The organism is Nocardia sp. NPDC004260, from assembly GCF_053603155.1.
In genome coordinates this window covers 371744-398228 of record NZ_JBSGEZ010000001.1, presented here as the reverse complement: position 1 = coordinate 398228, position 26485 = coordinate 371744, and the positions used below count along the sequence as shown (strand labels likewise).

At 70.1% G+C, this 26485-nt stretch carries 21 protein-coding genes and 1 pseudogene; 14 read left to right on the top strand and 8 right to left on the bottom strand.

Annotation, left to right across the window (positions count from 1 at the left end):
- Positions 1 to 293 precede the first annotated feature (293 nt).
- The 4 genes from ACWEO7_RS01560 (at position 294) to ACWEO7_RS01545 (ending at position 4265) form a co-directional block, all read left to right on the top strand.
- Positions 294 to 1385, top strand: coding sequence for a 3-deoxy-7-phosphoheptulonate synthase (locus ACWEO7_RS01560; RefSeq protein ID WP_452420023.1), 1092 nt, complete (start codon positions 294 to 296; stop codon positions 1383 to 1385).
- A gap of 151 nt (positions 1386 to 1536) precedes the next feature.
- Complete coding sequence (locus ACWEO7_RS01555; protein WP_452420022.1) at positions 1537 to 2448, top strand: sigma-70 family RNA polymerase sigma factor; 912 nt, start codon at positions 1537 to 1539, stop codon at positions 2446 to 2448.
- A gap of 40 nt (positions 2449 to 2488) precedes the next feature.
- Complete coding sequence (locus ACWEO7_RS01550; RefSeq protein ID WP_452420021.1) at positions 2489 to 3655, top strand: pyridoxal phosphate-dependent aminotransferase; 1167 nt, start codon at positions 2489 to 2491, stop codon at positions 3653 to 3655.
- Between the two features lie 49 nt (positions 3656 to 3704).
- The gene (locus ACWEO7_RS01545; RefSeq protein ID WP_452420020.1) at positions 3705 to 4265 is read left to right on the top strand and encodes a dihydrofolate reductase family protein; all 561 of its coding nucleotides are present in this window, start codon (positions 3705 to 3707) and stop codon (positions 4263 to 4265) included.
- Positions 4266 to 4281: 16 nt separating this feature from the next.
- On the opposite strand, the gene ACWEO7_RS01540 is transcribed toward ACWEO7_RS01545, so the two are convergent.
- Entirely contained in the window at positions 4282 to 4926 is a 645-nt protein-coding gene (locus tag ACWEO7_RS01540) for a LysE family translocator (RefSeq protein WP_450022302.1), read from the bottom strand.
- A 165-nt stretch (positions 4927 to 5091) separates the two neighbouring features.
- Between ACWEO7_RS01540 and ACWEO7_RS01535 the strand changes: the two genes are divergently transcribed.
- The 5 genes from ACWEO7_RS01535 to ACWEO7_RS01515 all read left to right on the top strand — a co-directional run bounded on the left by ACWEO7_RS01535 (position 5092) and on the right by ACWEO7_RS01515 (position 11949).
- Entirely contained in the window at positions 5092 to 7254 is a 2163-nt protein-coding gene (locus ACWEO7_RS01535) for an acyltransferase family protein (protein WP_452420019.1), read from the top strand.
- Positions 7255 to 7406: 152 nt separating this feature from the next.
- Positions 7407 to 9065, top strand: a complete 1659-nt coding sequence (locus ACWEO7_RS01530) for a DNA repair helicase XPB (RefSeq protein ID WP_355074985.1) — start codon at positions 7407 to 7409, stop codon at positions 9063 to 9065.
- Between the two features lie 41 nt (positions 9066 to 9106).
- Positions 9107 to 9775 (top strand): DUF3239 domain-containing protein, encoded by a 669-nt coding sequence (locus ACWEO7_RS01525; RefSeq protein ID WP_450022308.1) that lies wholly within the window; start codon positions 9107 to 9109, stop codon positions 9773 to 9775.
- Positions 9776 to 9828: 53 nt separating this feature from the next.
- Entirely contained in the window at positions 9829 to 10467 is a 639-nt protein-coding gene (locus tag ACWEO7_RS01520) for a LysE family translocator (RefSeq protein WP_452420018.1), read from the top strand.
- A gap of 60 nt (positions 10468 to 10527) precedes the next feature.
- The gene (locus ACWEO7_RS01515) at positions 10528 to 11949 is read left to right on the top strand and encodes a M1 family metallopeptidase (RefSeq protein WP_452420017.1); all 1422 of its coding nucleotides are present in this window, start codon (positions 10528 to 10530) and stop codon (positions 11947 to 11949) included.
- 4 nt (positions 11950 to 11953) lie between these two features.
- On the opposite strand, the gene ACWEO7_RS01510 is transcribed toward ACWEO7_RS01515, so the two are convergent.
- The gene (locus ACWEO7_RS01510; RefSeq protein ID WP_452420016.1) at positions 11954 to 12781 is read right to left on the bottom strand and encodes a hypothetical protein; all 828 of its coding nucleotides are present in this window, start codon (positions 12779 to 12781) and stop codon (positions 11954 to 11956) included.
- A gap of 295 nt (positions 12782 to 13076) precedes the next feature.
- Here ACWEO7_RS01510 and ACWEO7_RS01505 point away from each other — a divergent pair, with 295 nt between their 5' ends.
- Complete coding sequence (locus tag ACWEO7_RS01505) at positions 13077 to 13607, top strand: LppU/SCO3897 family protein (RefSeq protein WP_450022315.1); 531 nt, start codon at positions 13077 to 13079, stop codon at positions 13605 to 13607.
- Here the strand turns inward: ACWEO7_RS01505 and ACWEO7_RS01500 are convergent, their stop codons facing one another.
- Positions 13608 to 15902 (bottom strand): helicase-associated domain-containing protein, encoded by a 2295-nt coding sequence (locus tag ACWEO7_RS01500; RefSeq protein ID WP_452420015.1) that lies wholly within the window; start codon positions 15900 to 15902, stop codon positions 13608 to 13610.
- A gap of 95 nt (positions 15903 to 15997) precedes the next feature.
- Between ACWEO7_RS01500 and ACWEO7_RS01495 the strand changes: the two genes are divergently transcribed.
- Positions 15998 to 16186 carry a hypothetical protein gene (locus tag ACWEO7_RS01495; protein WP_452420014.1) on the top strand — a complete coding sequence of 63 codons (189 nt, stop codon included), beginning with the start codon at positions 15998 to 16000 and terminating at the stop codon, positions 16184 to 16186.
- 83 nt (positions 16187 to 16269) lie between these two features.
- Here the strand turns inward: ACWEO7_RS01495 and ACWEO7_RS01490 are convergent, their stop codons facing one another.
- Positions 16270 to 16905: a resuscitation-promoting factor Rpf1 domain-containing protein gene (locus ACWEO7_RS01490; RefSeq protein WP_355074971.1), complete on the bottom strand. Its 636-nt coding sequence runs from the start codon at positions 16903 to 16905 to the stop codon at positions 16270 to 16272.
- A 410-nt stretch (positions 16906 to 17315) separates the two neighbouring features.
- A complete protein-coding gene (locus ACWEO7_RS01485; RefSeq protein ID WP_452420013.1) occupies positions 17316 to 17558 on the bottom strand; it encodes a hypothetical protein in 243 nt (80 codons plus the stop codon).
- 188 nt (positions 17559 to 17746) lie between these two features.
- Here ACWEO7_RS01485 and ACWEO7_RS01480 point away from each other — a divergent pair, with 188 nt between their 5' ends.
- Positions 17747 to 18166 (top strand): cold-shock protein, encoded by a 420-nt coding sequence (locus ACWEO7_RS01480; protein WP_039795090.1) that lies wholly within the window; start codon positions 17747 to 17749, stop codon positions 18164 to 18166.
- Positions 18167 to 18325: 159 nt separating this feature from the next.
- On the opposite strand, the gene ACWEO7_RS01475 is transcribed toward ACWEO7_RS01480, so the two are convergent.
- From ACWEO7_RS01475 to ACWEO7_RS01465, 3 genes are all read right to left on the bottom strand, one after another.
- Positions 18326 to 18907: a DUF2771 domain-containing protein gene (locus ACWEO7_RS01475; RefSeq protein ID WP_450022323.1), complete on the bottom strand. Its 582-nt coding sequence runs from the start codon at positions 18905 to 18907 to the stop codon at positions 18326 to 18328.
- Positions 18904 to 20838: an MFS transporter gene (locus ACWEO7_RS01470; RefSeq protein ID WP_452420012.1), complete on the bottom strand. Its 1935-nt coding sequence runs from the start codon at positions 20836 to 20838 to the stop codon at positions 18904 to 18906. Before ACWEO7_RS01470 ends, ACWEO7_RS01475 begins: the two co-directional genes overlap by 4 nt.
- Before the next feature lie 92 nt (positions 20839 to 20930).
- Positions 20931 to 21704, bottom strand: coding sequence for a glutaminyl-peptide cyclotransferase (locus tag ACWEO7_RS01465; RefSeq protein WP_452420011.1), 774 nt, complete (start codon positions 21702 to 21704; stop codon positions 20931 to 20933).
- 47 nt (positions 21705 to 21751) lie between these two features.
- Here ACWEO7_RS01465 and ACWEO7_RS01460 point away from each other — a divergent pair.
- Positions 21752 to 22454, top strand: a pseudogene (locus ACWEO7_RS01460) (DUF3027 domain-containing protein); the annotation flags it as partial.
- Between the two features lie 1180 nt (positions 22455 to 23634).
- A complete protein-coding gene (locus ACWEO7_RS01455; RefSeq protein ID WP_452420010.1) occupies positions 23635 to 26484 on the top strand; it encodes a sacsin N-terminal ATP-binding-like domain-containing protein in 2850 nt (949 codons plus the stop codon).
- Position 26485 lies beyond the last annotated feature (1 nt).

The following is a 26485-nucleotide window of genomic DNA, read 5'->3' as shown; positions in this document are numbered from 1 at the left end:
GGCCGCCGCGTTCGCGACGAAGTCGCCAGCGGCGGTCACTCGGACGCGAGCCACAAGAGGGCCGCGAACACGCCGCGCCGAAGGCGTGGCAGACATTACAGTTCACCGATCGGATGCGGACTGGTACTGTGCCTGACGTGCAGCGCGTGTATTTCTGGTTTAGCAAGCCGGCCCTGGGTGGGCTGGTCTGCGGCAACCGCGTGCGCTGACGAACTTCCACCCCGAGCCGGACGATGGACCGGCTCGACGGGATTCTCATCCGTGGGTCGGCCCCGAGAAAAGGAACCCACGACATGACAACCGCAGCCGACGTCGATGCCCGGCATTCGGATCTGGACGATCAACGCACCCTCAACGTGAGCCCGCTGCGCTCGCCCGCGGAGGTGCGTCGGGTGCACCCGATCACCGATGCCCTCGCCGACACCGTCCGTGCGGGACGCAAAGCCACCGTCGACGTGCTGAACAGCGTGGATGATCGCCTGATGGTGATCGTCGGCCCGTGCTCCGTGCACGACCCCGCCGCCGCACTGGATTACGCGCGCCGTCTGGCGGCCAAGGCCGCGGAGCTGGACGATCGACTGCACGTGGTGATGCGGGTCTACTTCGAGAAGCCGCGCACCAGCTTGGGCTGGAAGGGCCTGATCAACGACCCGCATTTGGACGGATCGTTCGACGTGAACACCGGTTTGGGCTTCGGCCGCAAGCTGCTGGTCGACATCACCGCCCTCGGTCTTCCGGTGGCCTGTGAGTTCCTTGACCCGATCACGCCGCAGTACATCGCGGATCTGGTTTCCTACGGCGCGATCGGCGCGCGCACCGCGGCCAGTCAGGTGCACCGCCAGCTCAGCAGCGCGCTGTCGATGCCGGTCGGCATCAAGAACGGCACCGACGGCGACGTCCAGGTGGCGGTGGACGGCGTGCGCGCCGCGGCGGCCAGCCATGTGTTCCCCGGTACCGACCTCGACGGACGCTCCGCGCTCATCCGCACCACCGGCAATCCGGACTGCCATGTGATCCTGCGCGGCGGCAGCACCGGGCCGAACTACGACGCGGCTTCGGTCGCCGAGGCGTGCCTGCGGCTGGAGAAGGCGTCGCTACCGCAGCGGATCGTGGTGGACGCCAGCCACGGCAACAGCAACAAGGACCACAACAAGCAGGTCGACGTGGTCACCGACATCGCACGGCGGCTGGCGGCGGGCGAGTCGAGCGTAGTGGGCGTGATGCTGGAGAGCTTCCTGATCGCGGGACGCCAGGACCTCACTCTCGGCCACGCCGATGAGCTCACCTACGGCCAGTCGATCACCGACGCCTGCTTGGACTGGGAGACCACCGCCGCGCAGCTGGACCGCCTCGCGGACGCGGTGCGGCAGCGCCGCGAGCGCTGACCAGAGCCGGGAAACCGCCGACGCAAGTCAGCTGGGCAGGTGGCGCGAACGCGAGGCCCGCTTCGGTCTACAGCACAGTGGATCATCCGGTTTGTCCGGCGCCGGCCGCCGATGCCGGGATGATGCGAACCGGACCGTAGACTTCCCGTCGATGGTTGCCGCGCTGCTTTCCGACCTGTTCGAGTCACATCGAGCGCATCTGCTCTCGGTCGCCTATCGACTGACGGGCAGCGTCGGCGATGCCGAGGACGCGGTGCAGGAGAGCTGGTTGCGCTTGGCGGGCGCGCACCAGTCCGAGATCGATGATCTGCGAGCCTGGCTGACCACCGTGGTGAGCCGGATCTGCCTGGATCGTCTGCGGAGCGCCGCGGCGCGGCGGGAGAGTTATGTGGGCCAGTGGCTGCCGGAACCCGTGGTCACGGCTCGCACACCGTCGAGCGCTCCCGACCCGTTGGAAGCCGTGGTGCGCAAGCAGGAGTGCCGGTTCGCCGCGCTGATCGTGCTGGACACCCTGACGCCGCCGCAGCGGGTGGCCTTCGTGCTGCACGACGGCTTGTCGGTGCCGTTCGACGAGATCGCCGACATCCTCGGCATCTCCGCCGACGCGGCGCGGCAGCTGGCGGTGCGTGCCCGCAAGGCGGTGGCGCAGACGCCGCAACCGGTGCCCGACGCCGAGCACGAGGCCGCCGTGCAGCGTTTCCTCGTCGCGCTGAGCGCGGGTGACGTGGCCGCCGTCGCCGCGGCGCTGCATCCGGACGCGATCATGATCGGCGATGCCAACGGCACCACCGCCACCGCGATCAACGTCCTGCACGGCGCGGATCGCATCGCCCGTTTCTATTTGGGCCTGGTGCGCAAGTACGGGCTCGAGGACGCCTCGCAGGTGTACACGTTCGTCTCGGTGAACGGGCAACTGGGTATCAGCGTCGCGGCGCGTCCGGAGACCGAGGGCAGGGGCGGTTATCCCGCGCGAGTCGTCGGCTTCACGGTTCGGGACGGATTGGTCTGGGGCACCTACGACGTGGCGAATCCGGCCAAGCTGGGTGGCGTCCGGCTGGGTTGAGCCCGGTTTGTGAGGTGGACCGCTGGACTAGTCTCCGGGTATGCCCTCGCGACATCCGACCGTTGCCCGTCTGCGCCCTTTCGCGTCCACCATCTTCGCCGAGATGACCGAACTCGCCGTTCGGCACGACGCGGTCAACCTGGGCCAGGGGTTCCCGGACACCGACGGGCCCGCGAGCATGCTGGAAGTGGCGCGCCGCGCCATCGCCGACGGACTCAACCAGTACCCGCCGGGACGCGGTATGCCGGTGCTGCGCCGAGCCGTCGCCGACGACCGGGCCCGGCGCTACGGAACCTCCTACGATCCCGATTCGCAAGTGCTGGTGACCGTGGGTGCGACCGAGGCGATCAGCGCGGCGGTGCTCGGCTTGGTCGAGCCGGGCGAGGAGGTAGTGCTGATCGAGCCGTACTACGACTCGTATGCCGCGGCCGTGGCACTGGCCGGCGCCCGACGGCGCACGGCGCGTCTGGTGGCCGACGGGAATCGGTTCGTCCTGGACTTGGACAGTCTGCGTGCGGCCATCACCCCGGCCACCCGGATGCTCATCGTCAACTCGCCGCATAATCCGACCGGCACGGTCCTCGGACGCGCGGACCTGCTCGCCATCGCCGAGATCGCCTGCGAGCACGACATTCTGGTGCTCACCGACGAGGTCTACGAGCACCTGGTCTACGACGGCGCCGAGCACATCAGCCTGGCCACCTTGCCTGGCATGGCCGAGCGGACTGTCGTGGTTTCCAGCGCGGCGAAGACCTTCAGCGTCACCGGGTGGAAGACCGGGTGGGCGTGCGGGCCCGCCGACCTGATCGATGGGGTGCTCGCCGCCAAACAGTTCCTGACCTTCGTGGCGGGCGGGCCGTTCCAACCCGCCGTCGCGCACGCGATCGACCACGAGTTGGAGTGGGTCGGCAAGCTGCGGGACTCCTTGTCGGAGAAACGGCTTCGCCTCTCCGCGGCGCTCGCCGATACCGGTCTGCGGGTGTACCCGAGCGCGGGCGGTTACTTCGTCGTCGCCGATATCACGCCGCTCGGCGCCGCCGACGGCCTGACCTTCTGCCGTGAGTTGCCCAAGCGGCTCGGCGTGGCGGCGGTGCCGGTGAGCGCGTTCGCCGACGACACGGCCGCCTGGAGTCATCTGGTGCGGTTCACCTTCTGCAAGCGCGACGAAACGCTCGACGAAGGGGTCCGCCGGTTGCGTCACGGTTGATCCGAAACCATGACGTGGACTGTCACGTTTCGCTGGCAACGTGCACGGCATGGCAACTCAGTACTACACGGCAACCAGTCTCGACGGATATCTCGCCGACACGGAGAAGTCGCTCACCTGGCTTTTCGAGGTGGACGGAGCGGACGAGGCGCAGGCGAGCATCGCGGGCTTCCTGGCGCAGGTAGGCGCCATGTGCATGGGCGCGACCACCTACGAATGGGTCGTGGCGAACGAACCACCGGAGAACTGGAGTAAGTACTACGGCGACCTCCCGTGCTGGGTCTTCACCCACCGGGATCTTCCCGCGATACCGGACGCGAATGTGCGGTTCGTCGCAGGGCCGGTCGAGTCGGTGCACCGGGAGATGGCCGAGGCGGCCGGTGCCCGCAATATCTGGATCGTCGGAGGCGGGGACCTGGCCGGCCAATTCGCCGACGCCGGCCTGCTCGACGACGTCATGGTGAGCGTCGCACCGGTGACGCTGGGCGCGGGCGCCCCGCTGCTGCCGCGGCGCATCCTTTCCAGCCGGATGCGGCTCACCGCGGTGCAGCAGGCCGGTCAGTTCGTGGAACTGCGCTACCGGTTGGCGAACCCGGCCGATCGGCGCTGAGTCGAGGCCGTTCTGCTCAGGCCGGGATGGGGCGGGCGCGGTCGGTGGCGAGCAAGGCGGCGATGGCGCCGAGCATCGTGCCGGTGAGGTATCGCTGAGTGCGCAGCCACAGGGGGCGGGCGGCGAGGAACGTCGCCAGACCGCCCGCCCCGAGGACGATCAAACCGTTCACCGTGAGCGCCACCGCGATCTGCACCATGCCCAGGCACAGGCTCTGCAACCACACTTTCCCGTGCTCCGGCGTGACGAACTGCGGGATCAGCGCCATGTACATGATCGCGATCTTCGGATTCAGCAGGTTGGTGACCAGCCCCATCGTGAACAACCGCCGGATGGGGTCCGCGGACAGCGCCGCGGGCGCGAAGACCGAGACGCCGCCCGGTCGCAGCGCCTGCCAGGCCAGCCAGCCCAGGTACGCGGCTCCCGCCAGCTTCACCGCCAGATACAGGCCGGGGACCACCGCGAACACCGCTGTGATCCCCGCCGTCGCCGCCGCCAGATACACCCCGAACCCCGCCGCCACCCCCGCCAACGACACCAACCCGGCCCGTCGCCCCTGCGACACCGTCCGCGACACCAGATACATCATGTTCGGCCCCGGCGTGAGCACCATCCCCAACGCCGCCACCGCGACCCCGACCACCGCCGCCATCTCGATCATGCCCCGATCCTCGCCCGCCCCACCGCTCCTTGTCGCGGTCCACTCGACACCCGCTGGACGGGTCGAGACCTCGAAGGGCCGAGCGCGGCAAAGATGCAGGCCAACGGGCTTCAAGGGCGGCGCGTCGGCAGGACTTGCCCGGCGGGACCGATGACAATGCTGCGCATGGCGGCCACGGTCAGCGGGTTGGGAAATCGGCGGGCGAAGCTACTCGACGGAGTGTCGCCGGGGGCGGCGTTTCGACCCGACATCGAGGGAATGCGGGCGGTCGCGGTACTGGCCGTGGTGCTTTTCCATGCCGGTGTGCCGGGGATCGGCGGTGGATTCGTCGGTGTGGACGTCTTTTTCGTCATTTCCGGCTTTCTGATCACGGGCATGCTCTACCGCGGGGCGGCGGCCACCGGCACGGTCGAGTTGGTGCGGTTCTACGGCGCGCGGGCTCGCAGGCTGCTGCCTGCCGCGGGTGTCGTGCTGGTCGCCACGGCGATCGCCGCGGTCGTGCTCCTGCCGCCCTTGCCAGCCCGCCGAGTGCTCGGCGACGGGATCGCGAGCGCGCTCTACGCCGGGAACTACCGGTTCGCCCTGGAGGGCACCGATTACCTCGCCGCGGATGCGCCGCCCTCGCCGTTTCAGCACTTCTGGTCGCTCGGCGTGGAGGAGCAGTTCTACCTGCTGTGGCCCGCGCTGGTGCTCATGACGGCATGGCTCGTGCGACGGCGTCGGAGCGGTTCGGCCACGGCGCTGCCGTATCTGATCGTCCTCCTCGTCGTCGCCGCGCTGTCCTTCGCGGTCGCGCTGACCTGGACCCGGACCCTGCCACCCTGGGCGTTCTTCGCCCTGCCCGCACGGGCGTGGGAACTGGCGGCGGGCGGCATGGTGGCGCTGTCGGCCGCCTTCTGGGCCCGCGCGCCGAAATCGGTGTCCACCTGCGCGGGCTGGGCGGGGGCCGGATTGGTCGTCGTGGCCTGTCTTCGGCTCGACGAGAAGACCCCGTATCCCGGCGTCGCGGCGCTGCTCCCCGTGCTCGGCGCGGCCCTGGTCATCGCAAGTGGCTGCGCCGCAACTCGATTCGGTGTCGGTCGCGTCCTGGCAGTGCCCGAGATGCAGGCCATCGGCAGACTGTCCTACTCGTGGTACCTCTGGCACTGGCCGGTGCTGGTGCTGGCCCCGCATGCGCTCGGCCGCCCCCTCGGGCTGGTCGGTGCGCTGGGCGCGGTCGCCATGGCCGGTGGGCTCGCCGTGCTCACCCAGCGGCTGATCGAGGATCCGGTTCGCTTCGCCGCACGCCTGCGCGATTCGGGCCGGCTCAGTCTCGCCTGCGGTGGTGTGAGCACCGCGCTCGCCATCGGTGTGGCGCTCGTGCTGCTGGTGGTCGTGCCCGCGCCGGTCGGGCGGGGCGCGGCGGCGCAGAGCCTCGTGCTGACGACACCGGCCGCACCGGCCACTCCCACCGCCGACCCCTACGACGCGGCGGTCGAGCAGCTGACCGCGCAGACCCAGGCGGCGGTCGCGGCCTCGGCCGAGATCCGTGAGGTTCCGTCGAACCTCACACCCCTGCTGTCGAACGCGCGCGGCGACAGAGCGGAGGTGTTCGACAACGGTTGCTTTCGTTCCTGGCCCGACGTGGGCCAGGGCGAGTGCGCGTCCGGCGATCCGGATTCGGCCACCACGGTCGCGTTGGTCGGCGATTCCCACGCGGCGATGTGGCAACCGGCGTTCGAGCACATGTCGGTAGCGCACCATTGGCGGCTGGAGACCATGGCGAAGGTCACCTGTCCGCTGCTCGATCTGCCCATCACCAGTCCCTACCTGGGTCGGACGTACACCGAATGCGAACAGTGGCGCGGGCAGATCATGACCCGGTTGCGGCACGAACGGCCCCGGCTGATCGTGGTCGGCATGTCCCGCCGCTACGGCGGCGACTTCGGCTTTGTGACCTACGACCCGGCGTGGATCGACGGCGTGCGTCGCCTGGTCGCCCAGCTGCGCGAGTCGGGCGCGGCCGTCCTCGTGCTCGGCGGCATCCCCGATCCGCACGCCACCGTGCCGGCGTGCGTGGCCGAGCACATCGACGACGCCTCCGCATGCGCCCCCACCCGAGCGGTGGCGGTCGACGACGCGGGCATCGCCGCCGAACGCGCGGCCGCTGCGGCGGGCGGCGGCCAGTACGCCGATCTGACCCCGCTGTTCTGCACCACCGCCCGGTGTCCCGTCATCGTCGGGAACACCCTCGTCTACCGTGACGACAATCACCTGACGAGCGGTTACGCCACGACGCTCGCCCCGGTCGTCGGCGCGCTCGCCGAACGGGCGCTCGCGCGCGGCTGAGCCGTCCCGGCGCGGTCCGCGGGAAGACATCGCGCCGTTCCGGCGTTGCATCCGGTCGCTGCCGCACCCGCGCCCTGCGGGAGAGGCCGGTAACCTGCGGGGTTGTCGGAGGGGTCGGGGAGAATGGCGGGGAATCTAGCTGAGGAGGGACTGTGAACGACGGTCCGCTGATCGTGCAGAGTGACAAAACGCTGCTGCTGGAGGTCGACCACGAGTTGGCCGATGCCGCGCGGCAGGCGATCGCGCCGTTCGCCGAGCTGGAGCGGGCGCCCGAGCACGTGCACACCTATCGGGTGACCCCGCTGGCGCTGTGGAACGCGCGCGCGGCCGGGCACGACGCCGAACAGGTGGTGGACGCGCTGGTCAGCTTCTCCCGGTACGCGGTGCCGCAGCCGCTGCTGGTCGACGTGGTGGACACCATGGCCCGCTACGGCAGGTTGCAGCTGGTGAAGCATCCAGCGCACGGGTTGACGCTGGTCAGCCTGGATCGCGCGGTGCTGGAGGAGGTGCTCCGGCACAAGAAGATCGCGCCCATGCTCGGCGCGCGCATCGATGACGACACGGTGGTGGTGCACCCGTCCGAGCGCGGCCGGATCAAGCAGACGCTGCTGAAGATCGGCTGGCCCGCCGAGGACCTCGCGGGTTACGTCGACGGCGAGGCGCACCCGATCGACCTCGACTACGCGACCGACGGCTGGCATCTGCGCGATTACCAGCAGATGGCCGCCGACTCGTTCTGGGCGGGCGGCTCCGGGGTGGTGGTGCTGCCCTGCGGCGCGGGCAAGACGATGGTCGGCGCCGCGGCGATGGCCAAGGCGAAGGCCACCACGCTGATCCTGGTCACCAACACGGTGGCGGGCAGGCAGTGGCGGCGTGAACTGCTCGCCCGCACCTCGCTGACCGAGGACGAGATCGGCGAGTACTCCGGTGAGCGCAAGGAGATCCGCCCGGTCACCATCGCCACCTACCAGGTGATCACCCGGCGCACCAAGGGCGAGTACAAGCACCTGGAACTGTTCGACAGCCGCGACTGGGGGCTGGTCATCTACGACGAGGTGCACCTGCTGCCCGCGCCGGTCTTCCGGATGACCGCGGATCTCCAGTCCCGCCGCAGGCTCGGCCTGACGGCGACCCTGGTGCGCGAGGACGGCCGCGAGGGCGACGTGTTCTCGCTGATCGGCCCGAAGCGCTACGACGCGCCGTGGAAGGACATCGAGGCCCAGGGCTGGATCGCTCCGGCCGACTGCATCGAGGTCAGGGTCACGCTGACCGACGCCGAGCGGATGGCCTACGCGACCGCCGAGCCGGAGGAGCGCTACAAGCTGTGCTCCACCGCACACACCAAGATCGCCGTGGTCGAGTCGATCCTGGCTCAGCACCAGGATGCGCCGAGCCTGGTCATCGGCGCGTACCTGGACCAACTGGACGAACTCGGGGTCGCACTCGACGCGCCCGTGATCCAGGGGTCGACGAAGACCAAGGAGCGGGAGGAACTCTTCGACGCGTTCCGGCGCGGCGAGATTCCGGTGCTCGTGGTGAGCAAAGTGGCGAACTTCTCCATCGATCTGCCGGAAGCGTCCGTGGCCGTCCAGGTTTCGGGTACCTTCGGCTCGCGACAGGAGGAGGCGCAACGTCTCGGGCGGCTCTTGCGTCCGAAACACGATGGCGGACAGGCGCATTTCTACTCGGTCGTCGCGCGCGACACCCTGGACGCCGAATACGCCGCGCATCGCCAGCGTTTTCTCGCCGAACAGGGGTACGCCTATCGCATCACGGATGCCGACGACTTGCTCGGACCCGCCATCGGATAAGCGGAGGCATCCCCTCCACAAACTGTGCTAGGAATGAGGGCGTGCGACACTTCGAATTCGCGGTGGACCGCGAGCACGCCCACGCGGTGAACGAAGTCTTCGCCGACCTTCGCCGCCTGCGCCTGCTGGCGATCGCCGCCACGGTGGTCGCGGCGGCGGGCACGGCGTTGCTGATCTGGCTGGACCATCCGTGGGCGTATCTGCTCGCGGTCGCCTTCGCGCTCGGCACGGTGACGGCGCTGTGGGTGGCCCTGTGGACACCGTGGCATTCCAGCATCGACAAGCTCTACGCGGACGGTGAGCTGGTACCCGCGGTGGTCTCGGAGGCGCGCCCGTCGGGTGTCGTGCTGCTCGCATTGGTCGACGTGTCCGCGCCGGATACGCGCGATCCGCGCTACGCCTTGGTGACCCGGAAGGTCCGCGACCTGCCCGGTCACCAGGCCAGGGCCGGGGAGCGCGTGCCGTCGGTCGCGGTGCGCACCGACCGCGCGCCGCGCCAGGTGGGTCAGCGCTGGCAGTCGGTGAGCGCCATGCCGATCGCTTGGGGCACGACCGACGACTCGGTCATCGCCCGCGCCCGCGCCGCGATCAGCGAGACCGAGTGGCGGCTGCTCACCGACAATCTCGCGCTCGCGGAGAAGGTGCGGCGCACCACCACGAAACGCCTGCTGCTCGATCCGCACCAGCTACCGGGTGAACTCGGTTCCTGAATCCGGCTGTGTCGGCAAGGCTTACCGGTTGCGCCCTCGCCTAGACTCGAAGGATGGTTCCAGCGTCCAATCTGCTGGCATTCGTCGCCGCCGCGGTCGTCATCATCGTCGTGCCCGGCCCCGGCGTACTCTTCACGGTCGGTCGCGCGCTCACGCTCGGCCGGCGCGCGGCCCTGCTGTCGGTGCTCGGGCACGCCATGGGCGTCTACGCGGCCCTGGTCCTGGTCGCGATCGGGCTCGGCGCCTTACTGACCGCGTCGGCGCTGGCGCTCACCGTGGTCAAGTTCGCGGGTGCGCTGTATCTGATGTATCTCGGAATCCAAGCTATCCGCCAGCGTTCGGCATTGCGCGAGGCGTTGGGCGCCGCGGTCGAACCGGCCCCGAACACGCGCGTGCTGCGGCAGAGCGCCGTCGTCGGGCTCACCAATCCCAAGGCGATCGTCTTCTTCTCCGCGGTGCTGCCGCACTTCGCCGACCCGGCCTCCGGGTCGCTGTCGTGGCAGTTCCTGCTGCTCGGCACGGTCTTCCTGGCCATCGCGCTGGTCTCCGACAGCGCGTGGGCACTGCTGGCCGCCTCGGCGAGGTCCTGGTTCGCCAGGTCGCCGCGCAGGCTGGAGGCCGTCGGCGGCGCGGGCGGGGTGATGATCTTCGGTGTCGGCGCGTCGGTGGCGCTGACCGGAAGCGGAGACTGAAGCCGCTACCATCCAGCGAAGTCGGTGCGTCGGTACCGGCGCGAGGCGGGGTGGAAAGGGGTGGTTGTTCGTATGTGGTTGTCCGGCCGGATGTGCGCGGCGGTCGCGTGTGTATTCGCCGCGGTGTCTCAGGCGCCCGCGCACGCGGAGCCGCCCCCGGACCCACTGGTCGGCGCTCCGGGCCTGGGCGATCCGTACTATCCGCTCGACGGCAACGGTGGCTACGACGTCCAGCACTACGACGTCGGCATCGACTACGACCCGCCCAGCCGGAAACTGGCAGGCACCACCACGATCACCGCGCACGCCACCCAGCCCCTGCGCGTGTTCAACCTCGATTACGCGGGGCCCGATGTGCGCGAGGTGACGGTGAACGGGCTGGCCGCCGACTTCGACCGCAACGGCGAGCACGAGTTGACCGTCACGCCGACGTTGCCGCTGCTGCCAGGCCTGCCGTTCACCGTCACGGTCGACTACGCGGGCCCCGCGGTGAACGCCGAAGGGGAGGGATGGACCTTCGCGCCCAGCGGCGGCGCGTTCGTCGCCGGTGAGCCACACTCGGCGACGACTTGGTACCCGCTCAACGACACCCCCCTGGACAAGGCCACGTTCAGCCTGAACGCCACCGTTCCCGCGGAGTGGGAGGTGATTTCCAACGGCGTGCGCGTCGAGGACGTGGTGCGCGGCGACAAGCGGACGGTCCGCTGGTTCAACGCCGAGCCGGTGGTCGGCTATCTGACCACGGTCGCGATCGACAAGTTCGACTACCTCGAACAGCGCAGAGCCAACGGCATTCCGCTGATCAGCGCGTTCGCCCCGAACGTGGAGCAGGACCAGCGCGAGCTGGAAAAGCGCGTGCCGGAGATCCTCGACTTCGCCGAAAAGATCTACGGCCCTTACCCGTTCGAGGCCGCAGGCGGCATCCACGTGGACGCGGGCATCACGTTCTCGCTGGAGACCCAGACCCGCCCGCTCTACGCGCCGTCGATCGATCTGCAGACTGTCGTGCACGAGATCGCGCACCAGTGGTGGGGCGACTGGGTGTCGATACGCCGGTGGTCGGACATTTGCCTGAACGAATGCTTCGCCAGCTATACCGCCGACTACCTGTGGCCGGAGCGGATGGACGGCAAGAACGTCGACGACCAGTACCGCGAGACCATCCGCAAGTACCGCGACAGCGAGAAGTACTGGAACATCCCGCTGGAGGACCCCGGCGTGGGAAAGGAGTTCACCTCCGTCTACTACCGTGGCCCGCTGTTCCTGCACGCGCTGCGCAGGCAGATCGGCGACGAGGTGTTCTTCGCCGCTGTTCGGGACTTCCTCGCCGCGCATGCCTACGGCAACGCCTCGATGCCCGAATTCCGCGCTTTCGTGCAGTCCCGCTCACCCATGGACCTGACCGGGTTCTTCCACGCGTGGCTGAACACCACCGCGCCGCCGCCGGAGGAGTACCTGTTTCCGGGCGTCCTGCGCAGCTGACCCGTCAGTCGTCCCCGGCGCGCTGCCGGGCCTTCGCCAGCCTGCGTTCGGCTCGCTCCACCTGACGGCGCGCCGCGTGCAACTCGTCCTTCGCCGACCGCTCAGCCGACTTGCGGAACTGCCGCTGCTGTTCGGCGTGCTCGAGCTCGTCGCGCAGCGCGGCGACGCGTTCCTCGGCCGAGGACAGTTCTCCGGTCGCTCTTTCGAACGCGGCCCCTGCCGAATCCTCCTCGGCGCGGGCGGTTTCGAGCGCCTTCTCGGCCTCCCGCAGTTCTCGGCGCGCGCTGTCGTCGGGCTGCCGCACGGCCGCTCGTCCGGGCCGCGTGGCCGGTTCGGGCACCGCGAGCAGACCCGGTCCACTCGGTCCGAAGCCTTCGTAGTTCGCGGCCGTAGCGAGTGTTCCGGCGCGCAGCCGATCGGCCACGTCCCGATCGGCGAGTGCGGCGGTCAAGGTCTGGCCGATCTCCCGGACGACGTTCTCGCCGACCGGATGCCCGTGTTCGGCGGCGAGCGCCCCCGCCTTCTTGGCGAGGGCGTTGACCAGTTGCTGGCGCTGCGCGGTCAGGTCGCGCAGCTGTTCGGCCGAGAGTTTTCGCTGCGCGGCGGCCAACGCGGCGGCCAGCCGCAGCAGGGCGGCCACGTCCTCGGGCGCCGCCCTGGGCAGCAGGTTCGCCGCCCACGCGGTCAGGGTGGGTTTACGCAGCTTGCCGATGGCGGCCGCCAGTTGCTTGTCACCCGACTGCTTCGCGGCGGCCGCCCGGTCGGCGCGCGCCGCGACGAACTCCGCGGGCGCCAACCCGTACAGGTCGCGTGCGACGTCCTCGACCGTCATACTGCCCAAGCGTAACGACCCGGTCTCGGGCGACGACACACTCCGCATACCGGACAAGAGTCCAGTTGCATGGAATACGCGAAAGGCGTTGCTAGTGAATTACTCTGCGTTCTTCTTGCTCGGCCGTCTGCTTCCCAGCATCCTCGGTTACGCGCTCATGGGGCTGTACGGCACGCACAGCATCTAGGACGCCCCCTTCCAGGTCCCCCGGCGGGCTGATGCGGCCGCTCAGGTCGTGCGGGTATCCTCACCGCGTTCACGAGCACGTGAACGTTTCGGTGAGAGAGGTTTTCAGGTGAAGTTTCCAGGAACGAGGTTGCTGGCACGGATCGTGCTCGCCCTCGTCGCGGTGGCCGCGGTGGTGGTCACGGTGGCCGGCTGTTCGTTGATCGAGGACGCGGGCAAGTCGGACACCGCCAAGGCCAAGGCCGGCGACTGCATCAACGTCATCGAGGGCTCGGCGGTCGACTCCAAGACCGAACCGGTCGACTGCTCGTCGGACAAAGCCGTGTACAAGGTCGCGCAGTCCTACGACAAGAAGACCGACTGCGCCGCCGACTACACCTCCTACGAGGAGACCCTGGCCGGCGGTACCACCGCCTTCCTGTGCCTGGCCCCGAACTTCAAGGTAGGCAGCTGCTACAACGAGAGCAGCACGACCGGATACAAGCACGTCGACTGCGCTGCCTCGGACGCCACCTTCAAGGTGCTGAAGCGGATCGACGGCAAGGCCGACGAATTGCTGTGCGACCAGGACGCCGACGGCTTCCGCCTCATCGAAACGGACCCGAAGGTCACCTTCTGCACCGCCAAGCCCAAGGGCTGATCATTCCAGCAGGGCAACCGACGCGATCCGGTGCAGCGTGAAGTGCCGGACCGCGCCGGTGACCGGGTCCAGCGCGTCCAGCTGCCCGTTGCCCACCTTCAACGGCTCCACCACCCGTTGGGAGGCGACGCCTTGGGCGTCGACGTAGCCGATGTTCACCGACCGCCGCACCCTGGCCGCGAGCTGCAACAGGGCGAGGGTGGCGGCGGTATTGGTCCGCGTGCCATCCGTGCGTACCGCTTGACCGGACCGGGCACTGGCGGCGCGTTCGCCCGCGCGCAATTCCGTGACGAGCAGTTCGAGTTGTTCGGTGCTGGGTGGTGTCGGCCGATACGGCTGCCGCGCGACGGGCCGCACCGAGATCCGCGCGCCCCGCGGCCGCAGATCGACGATCGCGCCGCTCGAGTCCTCACCCGCGGGCGCGAAACCGGCCGCGCGCAGCTGTTCGAGCAGTTCGCCCAGCGGCGCTTGGGCGATGGCGACGGTCGGGGCGATGGATCGCAGCGCCAGCGTGCTCGCCACCGGCGCGGACAGCACTTGGGCCAGTAGCGCCGGGTCGTCACTGCGGATGAACGACTGGGCCATACCCGCGCGCAACTGGCCGTGACGCCGGGCCACGTCATCGATCAGATAGGTCAGTGCCTGCGGGATCGGCGTCCGGGAATGCGCGGCGAACAGCGCGTGCAGCTCCGCCGCCGTCAGCCCGGCGTCCAGCGCGCGCCGCACCGAGGACTCTCCGATCCGGTATACCGTTGCGGCGCCCGCGGATTCGACGTCGGCGACGAGGGCGACGCGACGCTGAAGGTCGGTGGTCAACGGGCCGGGTGCGATCACCGTGAGATCCGCTTGCACCAGCACGTGGTCCACCGGCTCCGGCAGCGCCGCCTCCATCTCCGCCTCGGCGTCGGCCACGCTGGTGGGCGCCGCGTGCAGCAGCGCCCGCGCCGCCGAGCCGAGCGCGCCGCGGCCGATCAACCCGAGCGCCGCCGCCTCGGCCAGCGTCTGTTCGACCACCTCCGGCCGGAAATTCCTGCGCCTGCGCGGCTGCCGCCAGGCCAGTACCCGGCCGATTTCCGTTGGCGCCAGCGCGGTGCCGGACGGATACTCCGCCAGCAGGGCGAGGATCGCGTGCCGGTCGCGCGGCGCGGTCGGGGTGCGCAGTTCCAGCGACAGCGCGGCCAGCGGCTTGTCGTTGGCGTCGCGCATGCCGATCATCCACGGCATCCGATCGAGTTCGAGCCAGGTGAGTCCGAGGGCGGCCCAGCGCCGGGCGGGCGGCGCTTCCAGCCAGGCGTCCACCAGTGGCGTCGGCGCCCAGAAGTCGTCGGTCGTCTCGAAGTCAGGTGGCGGGTCCGGCAAACCCTTCTCGATCAATTTCGCGGCCGCCAGCAGCTCGACCAGCAAACCCGCTCTCGGCTCGCCGACACCGGCCTGCTTGGCGATGCGGCGCAGCTCGCGCACGCCCAGGCCGCCCGCGCGCAACGCGGGAGCCGGGGCCTGGCCGAGCACCTCGAGCACGGCCGCGCAGTGCCGCAGCAGCTCGCCGACCTCACCCGCCGCGACCGCGTTCACATCGGCGGGCGGGTATTTCGCCGGCTCCGGTCGCGGCGGCGTCAGGGCATGCGGGTGGGTGACCGGTTCCCGTCGCAGCACCTGGCCGACGGTGACCGGGAGTTCGACGGTCTCGTCATCGATCCAGTGCAGCAGCCTGCGCGCCAGCAGCCGCTGGATCGGCCGGTCGGCCGGAGTGCCCGGTGCGGCGTCCTTGGTGCGGCCACGAGGCCCTGTCGCGGCCAACTTGTCCAGCAGGGACCGTTCGGCGGGCGGCAGCTCGGGCAGCGCCGCGACCACCTCGGGTTCGGTGAGCGCGTCGGGGATCTCGGTCGCGGTGCCGATCGGCCACGGCAACGCCTCGGCGGCCGCCGGAATCAGGTGCAGTCCCTGCTCGGCGTCGATCCAGACCAGCGCGCGAGCGGTCAGCCGCTCCAGCGCCTCATCGATCGCGGCGGCCGGCACCCGTTCGCTCAATTGCACATGCAACTCGGCGCGGCGCAGCGGGCCACCGTCGGTGCGCGTCACCCCGTGCATCGCAAGGGTTTCCACGATGGCGAATTCGAGGGTGTTCAAGTCCTCCGTGGCGCGCAGCACCGACGCGCGCTGTTCGACGCGGGCGGCGAGCACGGCGATGGCGGAGGGCAGCGGGACGGCCAGGTCGGGCCGAAGCTGCAGCAGCGTCACGAGCTGGGCATCACTGCGGGCACCGAGCCATCCGGCAAGGGAGTCGGTCGCGGTCATCCGATCCAGCCTACGATGCTGGGCGATCGCCCGCCGACGTCCGGAGCGACGGGCTGCGGCGCATCCTGGGAAAGCGGCCGGGCTAGCATGGGGCCGTGGTGAACAAATCGAAGAAATCCTACGTCGACAACGGCTGGCCGAAGGTCGCCGACGGTGACCAGGCGGTCACCGAGCTCTCTTCGGCCCGATCCGGTGGTCTCTCGCCCTACGGCGAGGACACCGAGTTCCCGGTCCCGGCTGAGCAGTTGCCTTACATGCACCCGAACACGGTGATCAACCGCTGAGCGCGCGACCGGAACGTTCTCGGCTACGGAGAAGGGCCCCGCATCCACGTTGATGCGGGGCCCTTCTTGCTGAAGCCTTCGGGTCAGGAGGGGAGCAGACCCTTGTTCGCCTCGTAGAAGTTCACGATCGCGGGGTCGAGGGTGACTCCGCTGGACTTGGCGGCGTTGAAGAAGTCGAGAGCTTCCTTGGGCACCTGGACGCCCTGGCTCTGCACGACCTCGAGAGCGCGGTCGACGGCCGAGAAGATCTGCTGCGTGTCGGCAGGCGCGGCAGGCGCGGACTGAGCGAGCTGCGGCGCGGGGTTCCAGCGCGGGGTCTCGGCGGTGGCGGGCGCGGAGCGCGGGCTCGGCGCGCTGCTCAGGCCCAGCTTCGAGGAGCAGGAGGGCCAAGCGCCCCAACCCTGCGAGGCGAGCACCTTCTCGGCGACCGCGATCTGCTGTTCACGGCTGGCCTGGTTGGCGCTGGCGGCGTATTCCTGACCGCCGTGAGCGCGCCACGTGCTGGGCGAGAACTGCAGCCCGCCTTGGAAACCGTTGCCTGTGTTGATGCCCCAGTTGCCGCCGGCCTCGCACTGAGCGAGTCGATCCCAGTCGGAGTCGGGTGCCGCGCTGGCGTTGCCTGCGAAGGCCACACCGGCGGTGCCGATGATGGCCCCGGTCACGGCAACCTTGGCTACCGTGCGTCCGGTCGAGCTTGGCTTGCGATGGCGTCCACTCATATCGGGTTCGTCTTCCTCTCGACGCACCTGCGACATCTTCGGTTCTGGTTCGGACTGAGAGGTCGTCCGTTCCGCCCTCGCCCCTACGTTTCCGTCGGGGGAACCGGTACCCGCGGGGCGAGGCTCGGTGCGGCGGGCCGGTGGTCGCCGGGGGTGCCCCGGCTGGATAAGACCGTACGACGAACCGCGGGAAAAATCACTATTTGGTAACCGGCGTGTACCAACGGGTCTCGACGCGATATCGGACCGGGAAGAAGGCTTCGTGCAGCTAGAGGCGCCGCGGTCGCACCCGCTGCAGGTCGCCACCGCTTCGTGATCTACTCGTAATGTGACGAGGATCACACACTGGAGTGGGTAACGATCGCATCGGGTAACCGGTTCGGTGTCGGATCGGAGGTGAGCACTCCGTTTCAGCGTGACCGGCGGCCCGAGCGCAGCGCGAAGACGAGCGCGAGCACGAACCCCAGCGGCGCGAGCATCGCCCCGAAGTAGAGCCACAGCCCCGGCTCGCCGTCGGTCAGCAAGGGGATCGCGAAAATCGCGATGATAGCCAGCAACCCCAGCGCGAACACGGAGAGCGCGAGTTGCAGCAACCAGTCGCCGCGCCGCCGTGGGGCGCCGCCGGGCGGGGTCGGAGCGGAAGGGTTCGTCACGGTTCGACGGTAAAACTGATGTGCTTGCGTTATTCGCACCGGGGTAGACTCGATAGCAATCGCGTCCTGCAATCCTGCTGGGCGCGTTCTTTTCGCACAGGAAAAGGGCCGGTCGCGCGACCGGCTCGGTAGACGGATGTGCTCGGGCCGTAGGGGTCCGAGTTTTCGATGATGAACGGGTGAGCGCAGTGCCGACCGGCAGGGTGAAGTGGTACGACGTCGAAAAGGGCTTCGGCTTCCTTTCCCAGGACGAGGGTGAGGACGTCTACGTGCGCTCGTCCGCGCTGCCCCAGGGCGTCGAGGGCCTGAAGCCCGGCCAGCGCGTCGAATTCGGCATGGCCGCAGGCCGTCGCGGCCCCCAGGCGCTGAGCCTCAAGCTGCTCGAGGCGCCGCCGTCGGTCCGGCAGGGCCAGGAACGCAACGCGCGCAAGGAGCCTGCCGCGCGCAGGCACACGCCGGACGAGCTGCACGGCATGGTCGAGGACATGATCACGTTGCTCGAGGCGAAGGTGCAGCCGGACCTGCGTAAGGGCAAGTACCCGGATCGCAAGACGGCGCAGCGCATCTCGGAGGTCGTCCGCGCGGTGGCGCGCGAACTGGACCACTGATTCCGCTCGATCCGGGCGGTCGTCGGGGCCGAATCACATTGCGGTAGGACGCTCTCGGAGCGCCGAGGCATGCCCGGCCACCGACCGCGCAGGCGCCCGTGTGCTCGGACGAGCACCGGCGCCCGCAGGGCCCGCGAAAGGCGTTGCGTCCGAGAGTCGCTACGCCGTGCTGATCGACCAGGTGGCGTGCGGCACGTAGAACTCACGGCCCGTCTCGTCGCGGGCGAGGATCGGCAGCTGGAACTCGACGCCGATGAGGCGCAGGTCCGGCTCCGGTTTCGAATCGATGGTGAGGGCGAAGGCCCGGTCCGGGTAGTCGTTGCGGCTGATCACCTGGTCGACTTTCTCGCCGTTCGGCAAGAGGTAGACCAGTTGTGCGAGCCAAGGCGCGTCGGCGACCTTCTTCGGAAGCGACAGTTGCAGTGGGTAACCGGCGGGCACTTCCAGGTCGACGGTGCGGCCACGGTGGCAATCCGGCGTGTCGGGCCCGCAATTCAGCGTCGTGAACACTGTGCCGGGGACATTGTCCTCGGGCAGGATGCTGCAGTCCTGCATGGTCACCGAGCAGTAGCTGAACGGCCGCACGGTGACCGTCTTGCCGTGTGCGTAGGCGGTGAGGGTGACGTCGGGCTTCTCGGCGTCGTGGACCAGCACCGCGAGCACGCCCACGAAGGCGACGGTGAGCACGAGCAGTGCGGCCGCGGCCAGCGCGGCGATCGTGCGTGCGTTGAGCTTGCTCACCAGATCGGGTCTCCTTGCCCTCGTCGAAAGCGTTCGGCGTCACCGCCGCGCGGCGCGGGGTCCTCCGCCAGAGGCGCGCTCGCCGGATATCCGTGCGGCCGGGTCGTCGGCACCTCTTGCTCCGCGTGCTGGGGACGGTTGCCGCCGAGGCCGGGCAGTAGCGAGTGGCCTCGGAAGCTGAGGAAAGTCTGCACCAAGCCAAGGACGAGTATCACGGTGACCACCGCGAAGCCCTTCCAGTAGTCGGTCGGCAGCAGCACACCGGCCGCACCGCCGACGACCCAGCTCAGTTGCAGCACGGTCTCCGACCGCCCGAAGCCGGAGGCGATCGACTCCGGCGGCAGGTCGTCCTGGATCGAGGCGTCCAGCGACACCTTGGCCAGCGCGCTCGTCCCCGCCGCCACCAGGGCCGCGGTCGCCGCGCCGAGGAGGTTGTCGGCGAACGTCGCGAACAGTGCCACCAGCGCGCACGCCGCCGTGCAGCCGAGCACGACCAGCGAGGGCTTGCCGAGTTTCAGCCGGGCGCCCGTCGCATTGCCCGCGAAATTGCCGATGGCCGCGGCCGCGCCGACCGCACCGAGCATGAGGGCCTGCTGCGCGGGCCGGTGTTCTGTCGCCTTGGCGACGAACGCGACGTAGAAGGTGAGGAATCCGGTCAGGACACGAATGGCGCTGTTGCCCCAGAGCCCGGTCACCACGGCGCGGCCGAGCGGTTGCCTGCGCTTGCGCGGCGGGATCGACGACTCCGCGTCGGACGAGAGCACCTCGGTGCGCGCGTCGGCGCCGTGATAGCTCAACGTCGCGGGCACCTCGCCCTCGGTCACCTCCACCCAGGAGGGGATGCGCAGACTCAGATACGTCCCCCCGCAAGCGATCAGCGTCGCGAAGACGAGTGCGCCGTTGGAGCCCGCGATCGCCGCGGCCGACCCGGCCAGCGCTCCGGCGCCCATCGTGCCGCCGACCAGCCCGAACACCGTGAGGCGGGAGTTGGTGCGGACCAGATCTATGTCCGGCGGCAGCACCCGGGGCGTGACCGCGCTCTTGAGCACGGAGAACGATTTGCTGCCGATCATCATGCACAGCGCGAGCGGATACAGCGCCCAGGTGTCGAACTGGAAGACCAGCGCCACTGCGACCACCGCGCGCACCGCAAACGACGTCGCCAGCGCGAGGCGGCGACCGCGCTGCAGGCGATCGAGCAGCGGTCCGATCAGCGGGGCGATCACCGCGAACGGCGCGATCGTGATCAGCAGGTACAGCGCGACTTTCGTCTTGCTCTCCGCGGTGGCGCTGGCGAAGAACAAGGTGTTGGCCAGTGCCACCGCGATGGCGGCGTCCAAGGCGAAGTTCGCCATGGTGGCGTAGGTGAGCGCCGTGAGGCCGGACTTGTCCGCGCCGTCGGCCTTGGCCGCGCGCTGGAAGGTCGCGATGCCTTTCTCGGTGAGTTGCCTGCCGCGCATGGCGGCCACGCGGGTGACCGTGAGTTTGCGTGGCATCCGCCGCGCGCCGGCGGCATCGGGGCTCTCGGGTTGCTGGACCTGATCCTGCGCGGCGGTCTCGGGATAGTCGCGTTCGGCGGGGGCCGGTGTTTCGCTGTACCGGGGCGGCTCCGGACGGTGCGGGAAGACGTGCCGAGCCGCGCGGTCGGAGGCCCTCGGCTGCTCGGCGTCGGGCCCGACCGGGAGCGGCTTGGTGGGCGGAGGCTGCCCGGGCCGTGGCGGGTCGCGTCGCGGGCTCGTCGGCGGTCCCGGCTGGTCATGACGCTCAGCGGCGCGTCCGGATCCCGGTCCGAGCGGTGGTAGCGGCCTGCGGCGCCGCGGCCCGTTGGGTGGCGGATATCGGTCGAAACCGGGATGCCGATCGAACGGCGGGACCTCCTCGCCTTCCTGCCGATCACGGTCGGCACCGGAAGGTTCGCGGGGAGTAGTCACGACTCCAATTCTGGCGCACTCTCGGGCTGGGCGTTCACGCGCGCTCCGGGGTGGCGGCGGAAAGTGATCGTCGTCGCGACCCGCGATCGCGCTCAGGCGGGGGCGAAGCGGACCTCGAACATGGTCGGCCAGTTCTTGCCCGTGATCAGGAACCGGTCGGTGCCGGGCAGTTGGGCGATGCCGTTGAGGGCGTCGGCGTCTGCCCGTGCGGTCGCGGGGAGCAGACCGGCGGCGTCGGCGGTCGCCAGCACGGCGCCGGAGTCCGGGTCGATGCGCAGGATCGTGTCGGTGGGCCAGTCGTTGGCGTAGACCGACCCGTCCGCCGCGCATTCGAGCTCGTTGAGGCGTGCGCCGTGGTGACTGTCGAGCTCGACCGAGCCGGTAGGGGCGAAGGTGACCGGATCACGGAAGGTGAGGCGGTCGGTGCCGTCGCTCATCACCAGCCGTCCGTTTCCGGCGCACAGACCCCAGCCTTCGCCGTCGTAGCTCACCCGGCCGCGTTCGGCGAGCGTCGCCGGGTCACGGGCGATGGCCACGCCGTCGTGCCAGGTCAGCTGCCAGAGCGTGGCGCCGGCGAGGGTGATGCCCTCGCCGAAGTACGGGGCGGGCAACTCGGTCCTGGCCAACTCCTCCCCGGTCGTCAGCCGGGACGCGCGCACGCCGGACGCGCCGACCAGCCCGGTGCCCTCGTAGAGCACGTCGCCGTCGACCTCCAGGCCTTGGGTGAACGCCTTCGTATCGTGCGGCCGGGTGGCGATCACCTCGATGTTCATGCTGGGTGCCTGGTCCGCTACGCCGCCGCATCCACCCACGATGAGCAGACCGACCAGCACACTGATGGCCAACGCACGCCGATTGCGTTCCATACGGCAAAATGTAGGCCGTGAGCGCAGTTTCTGTTTCGGAGTCCGGCGTGCGGCCGATTCTGGCCGATGCCGTCGATTTGGCCCGCCGTGCGCTCCTGGAGTTGGAACCGTCGGCCGTCGGCGCACACCTCGGCGTGATCGCCGAGGACGAGAGTGCGGCGACCCACCGATTCGAGGCCACGCTCCCCGGTTACCGCGGGTGGCAGTGGGCGGTCGTGGTGGCCGCCCCGCCCGACGCCGACCACGCGACGGTGAGCGAGTCCGCGTTGCTGCCCGGGCCCGATGCCTTGGTCGCGCCCGAGTTCGTGCCCTGGGAGCAGCGCGTCCGCCCCGGGGATCTGGCGCCCGGTGACCTGCTCGCCCCGCCCGCCGACGACCCGCGCCTGGTGCCGGGCTACGTCGCGACCGGCGATCCGGTGGTGGACGAGGTGGCCTACGAGGTCGGTCTGGGCCGTACCAAGGTGATGAGCAGGGAAGGCCGCGCAGAGGCCGCCGAGCGGTGGTACACCGAACACGGACCCGACTCGGAGATGGCCAAGGCCGCGCCCGCCACCTGCGGGACCTGCGCCTTCTACCTGCCACTCGCCGGGTCGCTGGGCGCCGCGTTCGGTGTCTGCGGCAACGCCATGGGCGCGGACGGGCGCGTTGTCCACGTCGCCTACGGCTGCGGCGCGCACTCGGATACCGAGGTTCCAGCCGGTAACGGGTCGCCGCTGTTCGAGGCGTATGACGACGCGGCCATAGAGGTGATCTCGCTCGAAACCGCCGACTCTCGCGTGGCCCCGCGGGACGCCGACGAAGCGCCGACAACCGAGGACATCGATCCGCACGGTGCGGCCGCCGAGAATGTCGCGGTGGCCGTCGACCAGGGAGTCGCCGAAGGCGCAGCCGTGGCCGGGGATGCCGCTGCGCCTGCTGGAGACGTCTCGACTGGCGAGGATGCCGCGGTCGTCGAGAACCCAGTAGTCGCCCAAGATGCGGCCTTCGCCCAAGACGACGCTGCCGCGAACGCCGCCGTCGGCGAGCATTCCGGCATCACGGAAGAACTCGCGGCTGTCGAAGGTGAAAGCACCCCCGTCGAGGACTCGGGCGCGACGGCCCAGCCCGCGGGCAGCACGGCGGCTACGCACCGCGACGTGGCCGAGTTCGTCGAGGTCAGCGCCGCCGAGGTCGGCGAAATCGACGCCGCGGCCGCGTTCACCGAATCGAGCATCCCGCCCGCCGTGCGTGCGGCGCCGAGCGCGGACGATGCCGCCGAAGCACCGACCGGCCACGAGCCCGCCTCTGCCGACGCGGTCGCCGGGACGGTCGCGGATGAGCCGAATGTGGCGACGGACGACGCAGCCACCGGTCCGGCTCTCGGAACGGACGAAGCGGCGGACGCCGGTGAAAGCGGTTCGGATGCCGCACCGGTCGATCCGGAAGACGCCGATGCCGCCCCGCGTCCCGCGGTGGCGACCGATCGCGAGGCCGGTGCGGCGGAGTCCGAGTCGGCCGAAGCGGGCACGACGGGATCGCGTTCACCCGGGGTAACGAGCGGTGATGCGTCGCCGGGTACTGACGATCGGAATGCCGTCGACGCACGCGCGACCGAACCGGACGCTGTCGAGTCGAGCGAAGCAGCCGGATCGAGTGCCGCGACGACGGACGCCGCCGAGTCGGCCCCGGTGCAATCCATCGCAGCCGATCCGGATGTGGCCGAGGCTTCCGACGCCGTGTCGCAGGCGCACGAGGCCGCCCCGTCGTCCCAGGCGGACACGCCTGGCGCACCGGAATCCACCGCTACGCCGGTCGCCGATGACGCCGACGCGCGATCCGAGTCGGGTAGCGCCGACGCTCCGGGTTCCGAGGCACGGCCGGAGTTCCAGTCATCGCCGCGGAACTGAGCGACGCCGCCGACCCGTTCGGCACTTCGGCGCTGCGAGCGGCGGTGCTCGCCGCATGGCGTGATTCGCCGACGCGGTTGCGTGAGGACGCCGCTACCGAGAACGACCTGGTGCACGCGGGCTACCGGGATCGCTTGCTGACCGAGTTGGCGCAGAATGCCGCCGACGCCGCGCGCAAGGCGGGCGTGGACGGCGCCGTCGTGGTCTGGCTGGACGGTCGTGACCTGCACATCGGGAATACCGGTGCGCCGCTGGACGTCTCCGGCGTGCACGCGCTCACCGCCTTGCGCGCGTCGGGGAAGTCCGACGGCGGGACCGTCGGTCGATTCGGTGTCGGTTTCACCGCGGTGCTCGCGGTGAGCGACGACATCGAGCTGCGGTCGGTCTCCGGGTCGCTGTGGTTCTCGCGTGCCGAGACCCGGAACGCTCTGCACCGCGACGAGATCCGTTTACCCGCCGTCGATGTCGGCGAATTCGCCCCACCGGTGCTGCGGTTGGCCTGGCCGATCGAGGCGCGACCGGCGGACGGTCTCGACACCGAGGTGGTGCTGCGGCTGCGCGCGGACGTGGACGCCGACGCACTGCTGGCCGCTATGCGCGCCGAAGCCGTCGATCTGCTGCTGGAACTGCCCGCCCTGCACCGCATCCGGATCGGCACGGCCGAATTCGTCAGCAGTGCCGAGGACATGGGCGACGGCATGCACGAGGTCTATGTCGACGGTCCCGGCAGTGAACAGCGCACCTGGTGGCAGTACCGCGCGCCGCGTGCCCGCTGGTTGCTGCCGGTGCGTGACGGCAGGCCGGTGGCCGCCGCCCCCGATGTGCTGCGGGCGCCGACCAGATCGGACGAGGAACTGTCCCTGCCCGCCTTGCTCATCGCCGACATCCCGATGCAGCCGGATCGGCGCAGATTGCTGCCCGGCGCGCGGCTCGGCGAACTGGCCCGCGGTTACGCGGATTTCGCTCGTGCGCTTCCGCCACGTGACCGGCTCGTGCTGGTACCCACGCCCGGGTTCGCTCGCAGCGAGGCCGATGGTCTGCTGCGCGAAGCGCTGCTGCGCGAATTGCAGACGCGTCCTTGGCTGCCCGTAATCGCCACCCACCGGCACGCCTACCCGGAAGGCCTAGGCGACCCCGAGCACTCGACCGCGGACCACCTCGGGTCGGGCGCTCCCGCCTTTCCCGGCGCGGACGACGAACTGCGGGGCCGGGAATCGGGCGCCGTCGCCGACATCGAAGCGCGGAACATCGCCGTCCCCACCCGCGCCTACGTCTTAGCCGGTCTGACCGCGGAATTGGCCGAGCTGCTCGATGAAGTGGTCGGTCCCCTGGTGATCCCGGACCTCTCCGGGCGGTCGCACACCGAGGCCATGGGCGCGCTGGACGTGCACCGGCTCGGATTGGCTCGGCTGGCGGAGTTGTCCGGGGGCTTGGAGCGGCCGCCGAGTTGGTGGCGATCGTTCTACGCCGCGCTCGAACCGTTCGTGGTGGATCCGCTCGCGGCGGAGGAGTTGGGCGCGCTGGCGGTGCCGCTGGCCGACGGCCGACTCGTCACGGGGCCGCGCACCGTGGTGCTGGACGATCAGCTCGAGGTCGCGATCCCGCTGCACTGGGCCAGGCTCGCGCATCCGGAGGCCGCGCACCCCCTGCTGGCTCGGCTCGGCGCGCGGTCGGCCACCGCCGAGGATCTCCTGACCGACCCGGGCTTGCGCGCCGATCTGGAGGACCATCCGGGCGACCCCGACACCGCCGATGCCATCCTGCGTCTCGCCGCGCATGCCGACCGGGAGGCCCTGCCTTCCTGGCTGGGGCTGCTCGAATTGCCCGATACCGAAGGTGAATCGCGGCCCGCCGACGAACTGCTGCTGCCCGGCGCGCCGCTGCGCGAGCTGCTGGTGCCCGATGCGCCGTTCGGCACCGTCGACCCAGAACTGGTCGAACGCTACGGCGCGGACGCGCTGCGCGCCGTCGGCGTCGGCTGGGATTTCGGTCTGATCGTCGAAGCCGATCCGACCGGTCCGGACCACGATCTGGACGACGAGGAGCACTGGTGGTCCACGCTGCCGGACGATCCGCCCGAGCTGGTCGCCGTCCGTGACCTGGACCTGATCGATGACGCCGCCTGGCCGGAAGCGTTGCGGCAGTTGGCCGGGTCGCCGCGCACCCGCCGCCTGCTCACCGACGCCGACGGCTACACCGCGTGGTGGTTGCGCCGATACGCGCGGGTCGACGGCACTGCGCTGGGACTTCTGCGTCATCCCGCCGACACCGACTTCGACGGGCTGTTACCGGCGTTCGCCGTCGCCGGTGTCGACCCGGACGCTTGTCGCGCGGTTCTCGCGGACCCCGCGACGATCACCGACGAGTTGGCCGCCGCTTTGTTGGAGGCGCTCGCCGACACGTCGAGAACTCCCTCGCCGGAGGTCGTCTCCCGCACTCATGCCCGCTTGGCCGCCGCTGTCGCCGCCGGTCTGCTCGACCTCGCCGACCTGCGGCCACCCGATCGCGTGCGCGCGCTCACCGGCGCCGTGGTCGATCCGGAAGACGCGTTCGTCCTCGATCGACCGTGGTTCGGCCTGGCGGTGCCGCCGGATCGATTGGTGGCCGGCGATGCCGGAACGGCCTCGTCTCTGGCGGCTCTGCTCGATCTGCGGCTGGTGTCCGAGGCCGTCACCGGCGAGGTGGTGAGTGTCGGCCGTCGCACGACCTGGGCAGCGGAGCCGCTGGGAGTCGTGCTGCGGCAGCTGTTCGCTTTGCCGCCGCAAGCGGGCGAGCTGGTCGTACACCACGACCTGACGGTGCGGTTGAGCGGCGCGATCGAGGCCACGGTCGCGGTGCCCTGGTGGCAGACCGGCTCGGCCGTGCACGTCCGCGCGCCGCGGCGGGGTGGCTGAG

Bases quoted from the DNA above. Each gene is read 5' to 3' on its own strand.
- ACWEO7_RS01510 (WP_452420016.1), bottom strand. From the start codon at position 12,781: ATGACGGTCGAGGACGTCGCACGCGACCTGTACGGGTTGGCGCCCGCG.
- ACWEO7_RS01535 (WP_452420019.1), top strand. From the start codon at position 5,092: ATGGCGGCCACGGTCAGCGGGTTGGGAAATCGGCGGGCGAAGCTACTC.
- ACWEO7_RS01560 (WP_452420023.1), top strand. From the start codon at position 294: ATGACAACCGCAGCCGACGTCGATGCCCGGCATTCGGATCTGGACGAT.
- ACWEO7_RS01540 (WP_450022302.1), bottom strand. From the start codon at position 4,926: ATGATCGAGATGGCGGCGGTGGTCGGGGTCGCGGTGGCGGCGTTGGGG.
- ACWEO7_RS01465 (WP_452420011.1), bottom strand. From the start codon at position 21,704: ATGGAACGCAATCGGCGTGCGTTGGCCATCAGTGTGCTGGTCGGTCTG.
- ACWEO7_RS01500 (WP_452420015.1), bottom strand. From the start codon at position 15,902: ATGACCGCGACCGACTCCCTTGCCGGATGGCTCGGTGCCCGCAGTGAT.
- ACWEO7_RS01520 (WP_452420018.1), top strand. From the start codon at position 9,829: ATGGTTCCAGCGTCCAATCTGCTGGCATTCGTCGCCGCCGCGGTCGTC.
- ACWEO7_RS01545 (WP_452420020.1), top strand. From the start codon at position 3,705: ATGGCAACTCAGTACTACACGGCAACCAGTCTCGACGGATATCTCGCC.
- ACWEO7_RS01555 (WP_452420022.1), top strand. From the start codon at position 1,537: ATGGTTGCCGCGCTGCTTTCCGACCTGTTCGAGTCACATCGAGCGCAT.
- ACWEO7_RS01490 (WP_355074971.1), bottom strand. From the start codon at position 16,905: ATGAGTGGACGCCATCGCAAGCCAAGCTCGACCGGACGCACGGTAGCC.
- ACWEO7_RS01550 (WP_452420021.1), top strand. From the start codon at position 2,489: ATGCCCTCGCGACATCCGACCGTTGCCCGTCTGCGCCCTTTCGCGTCC.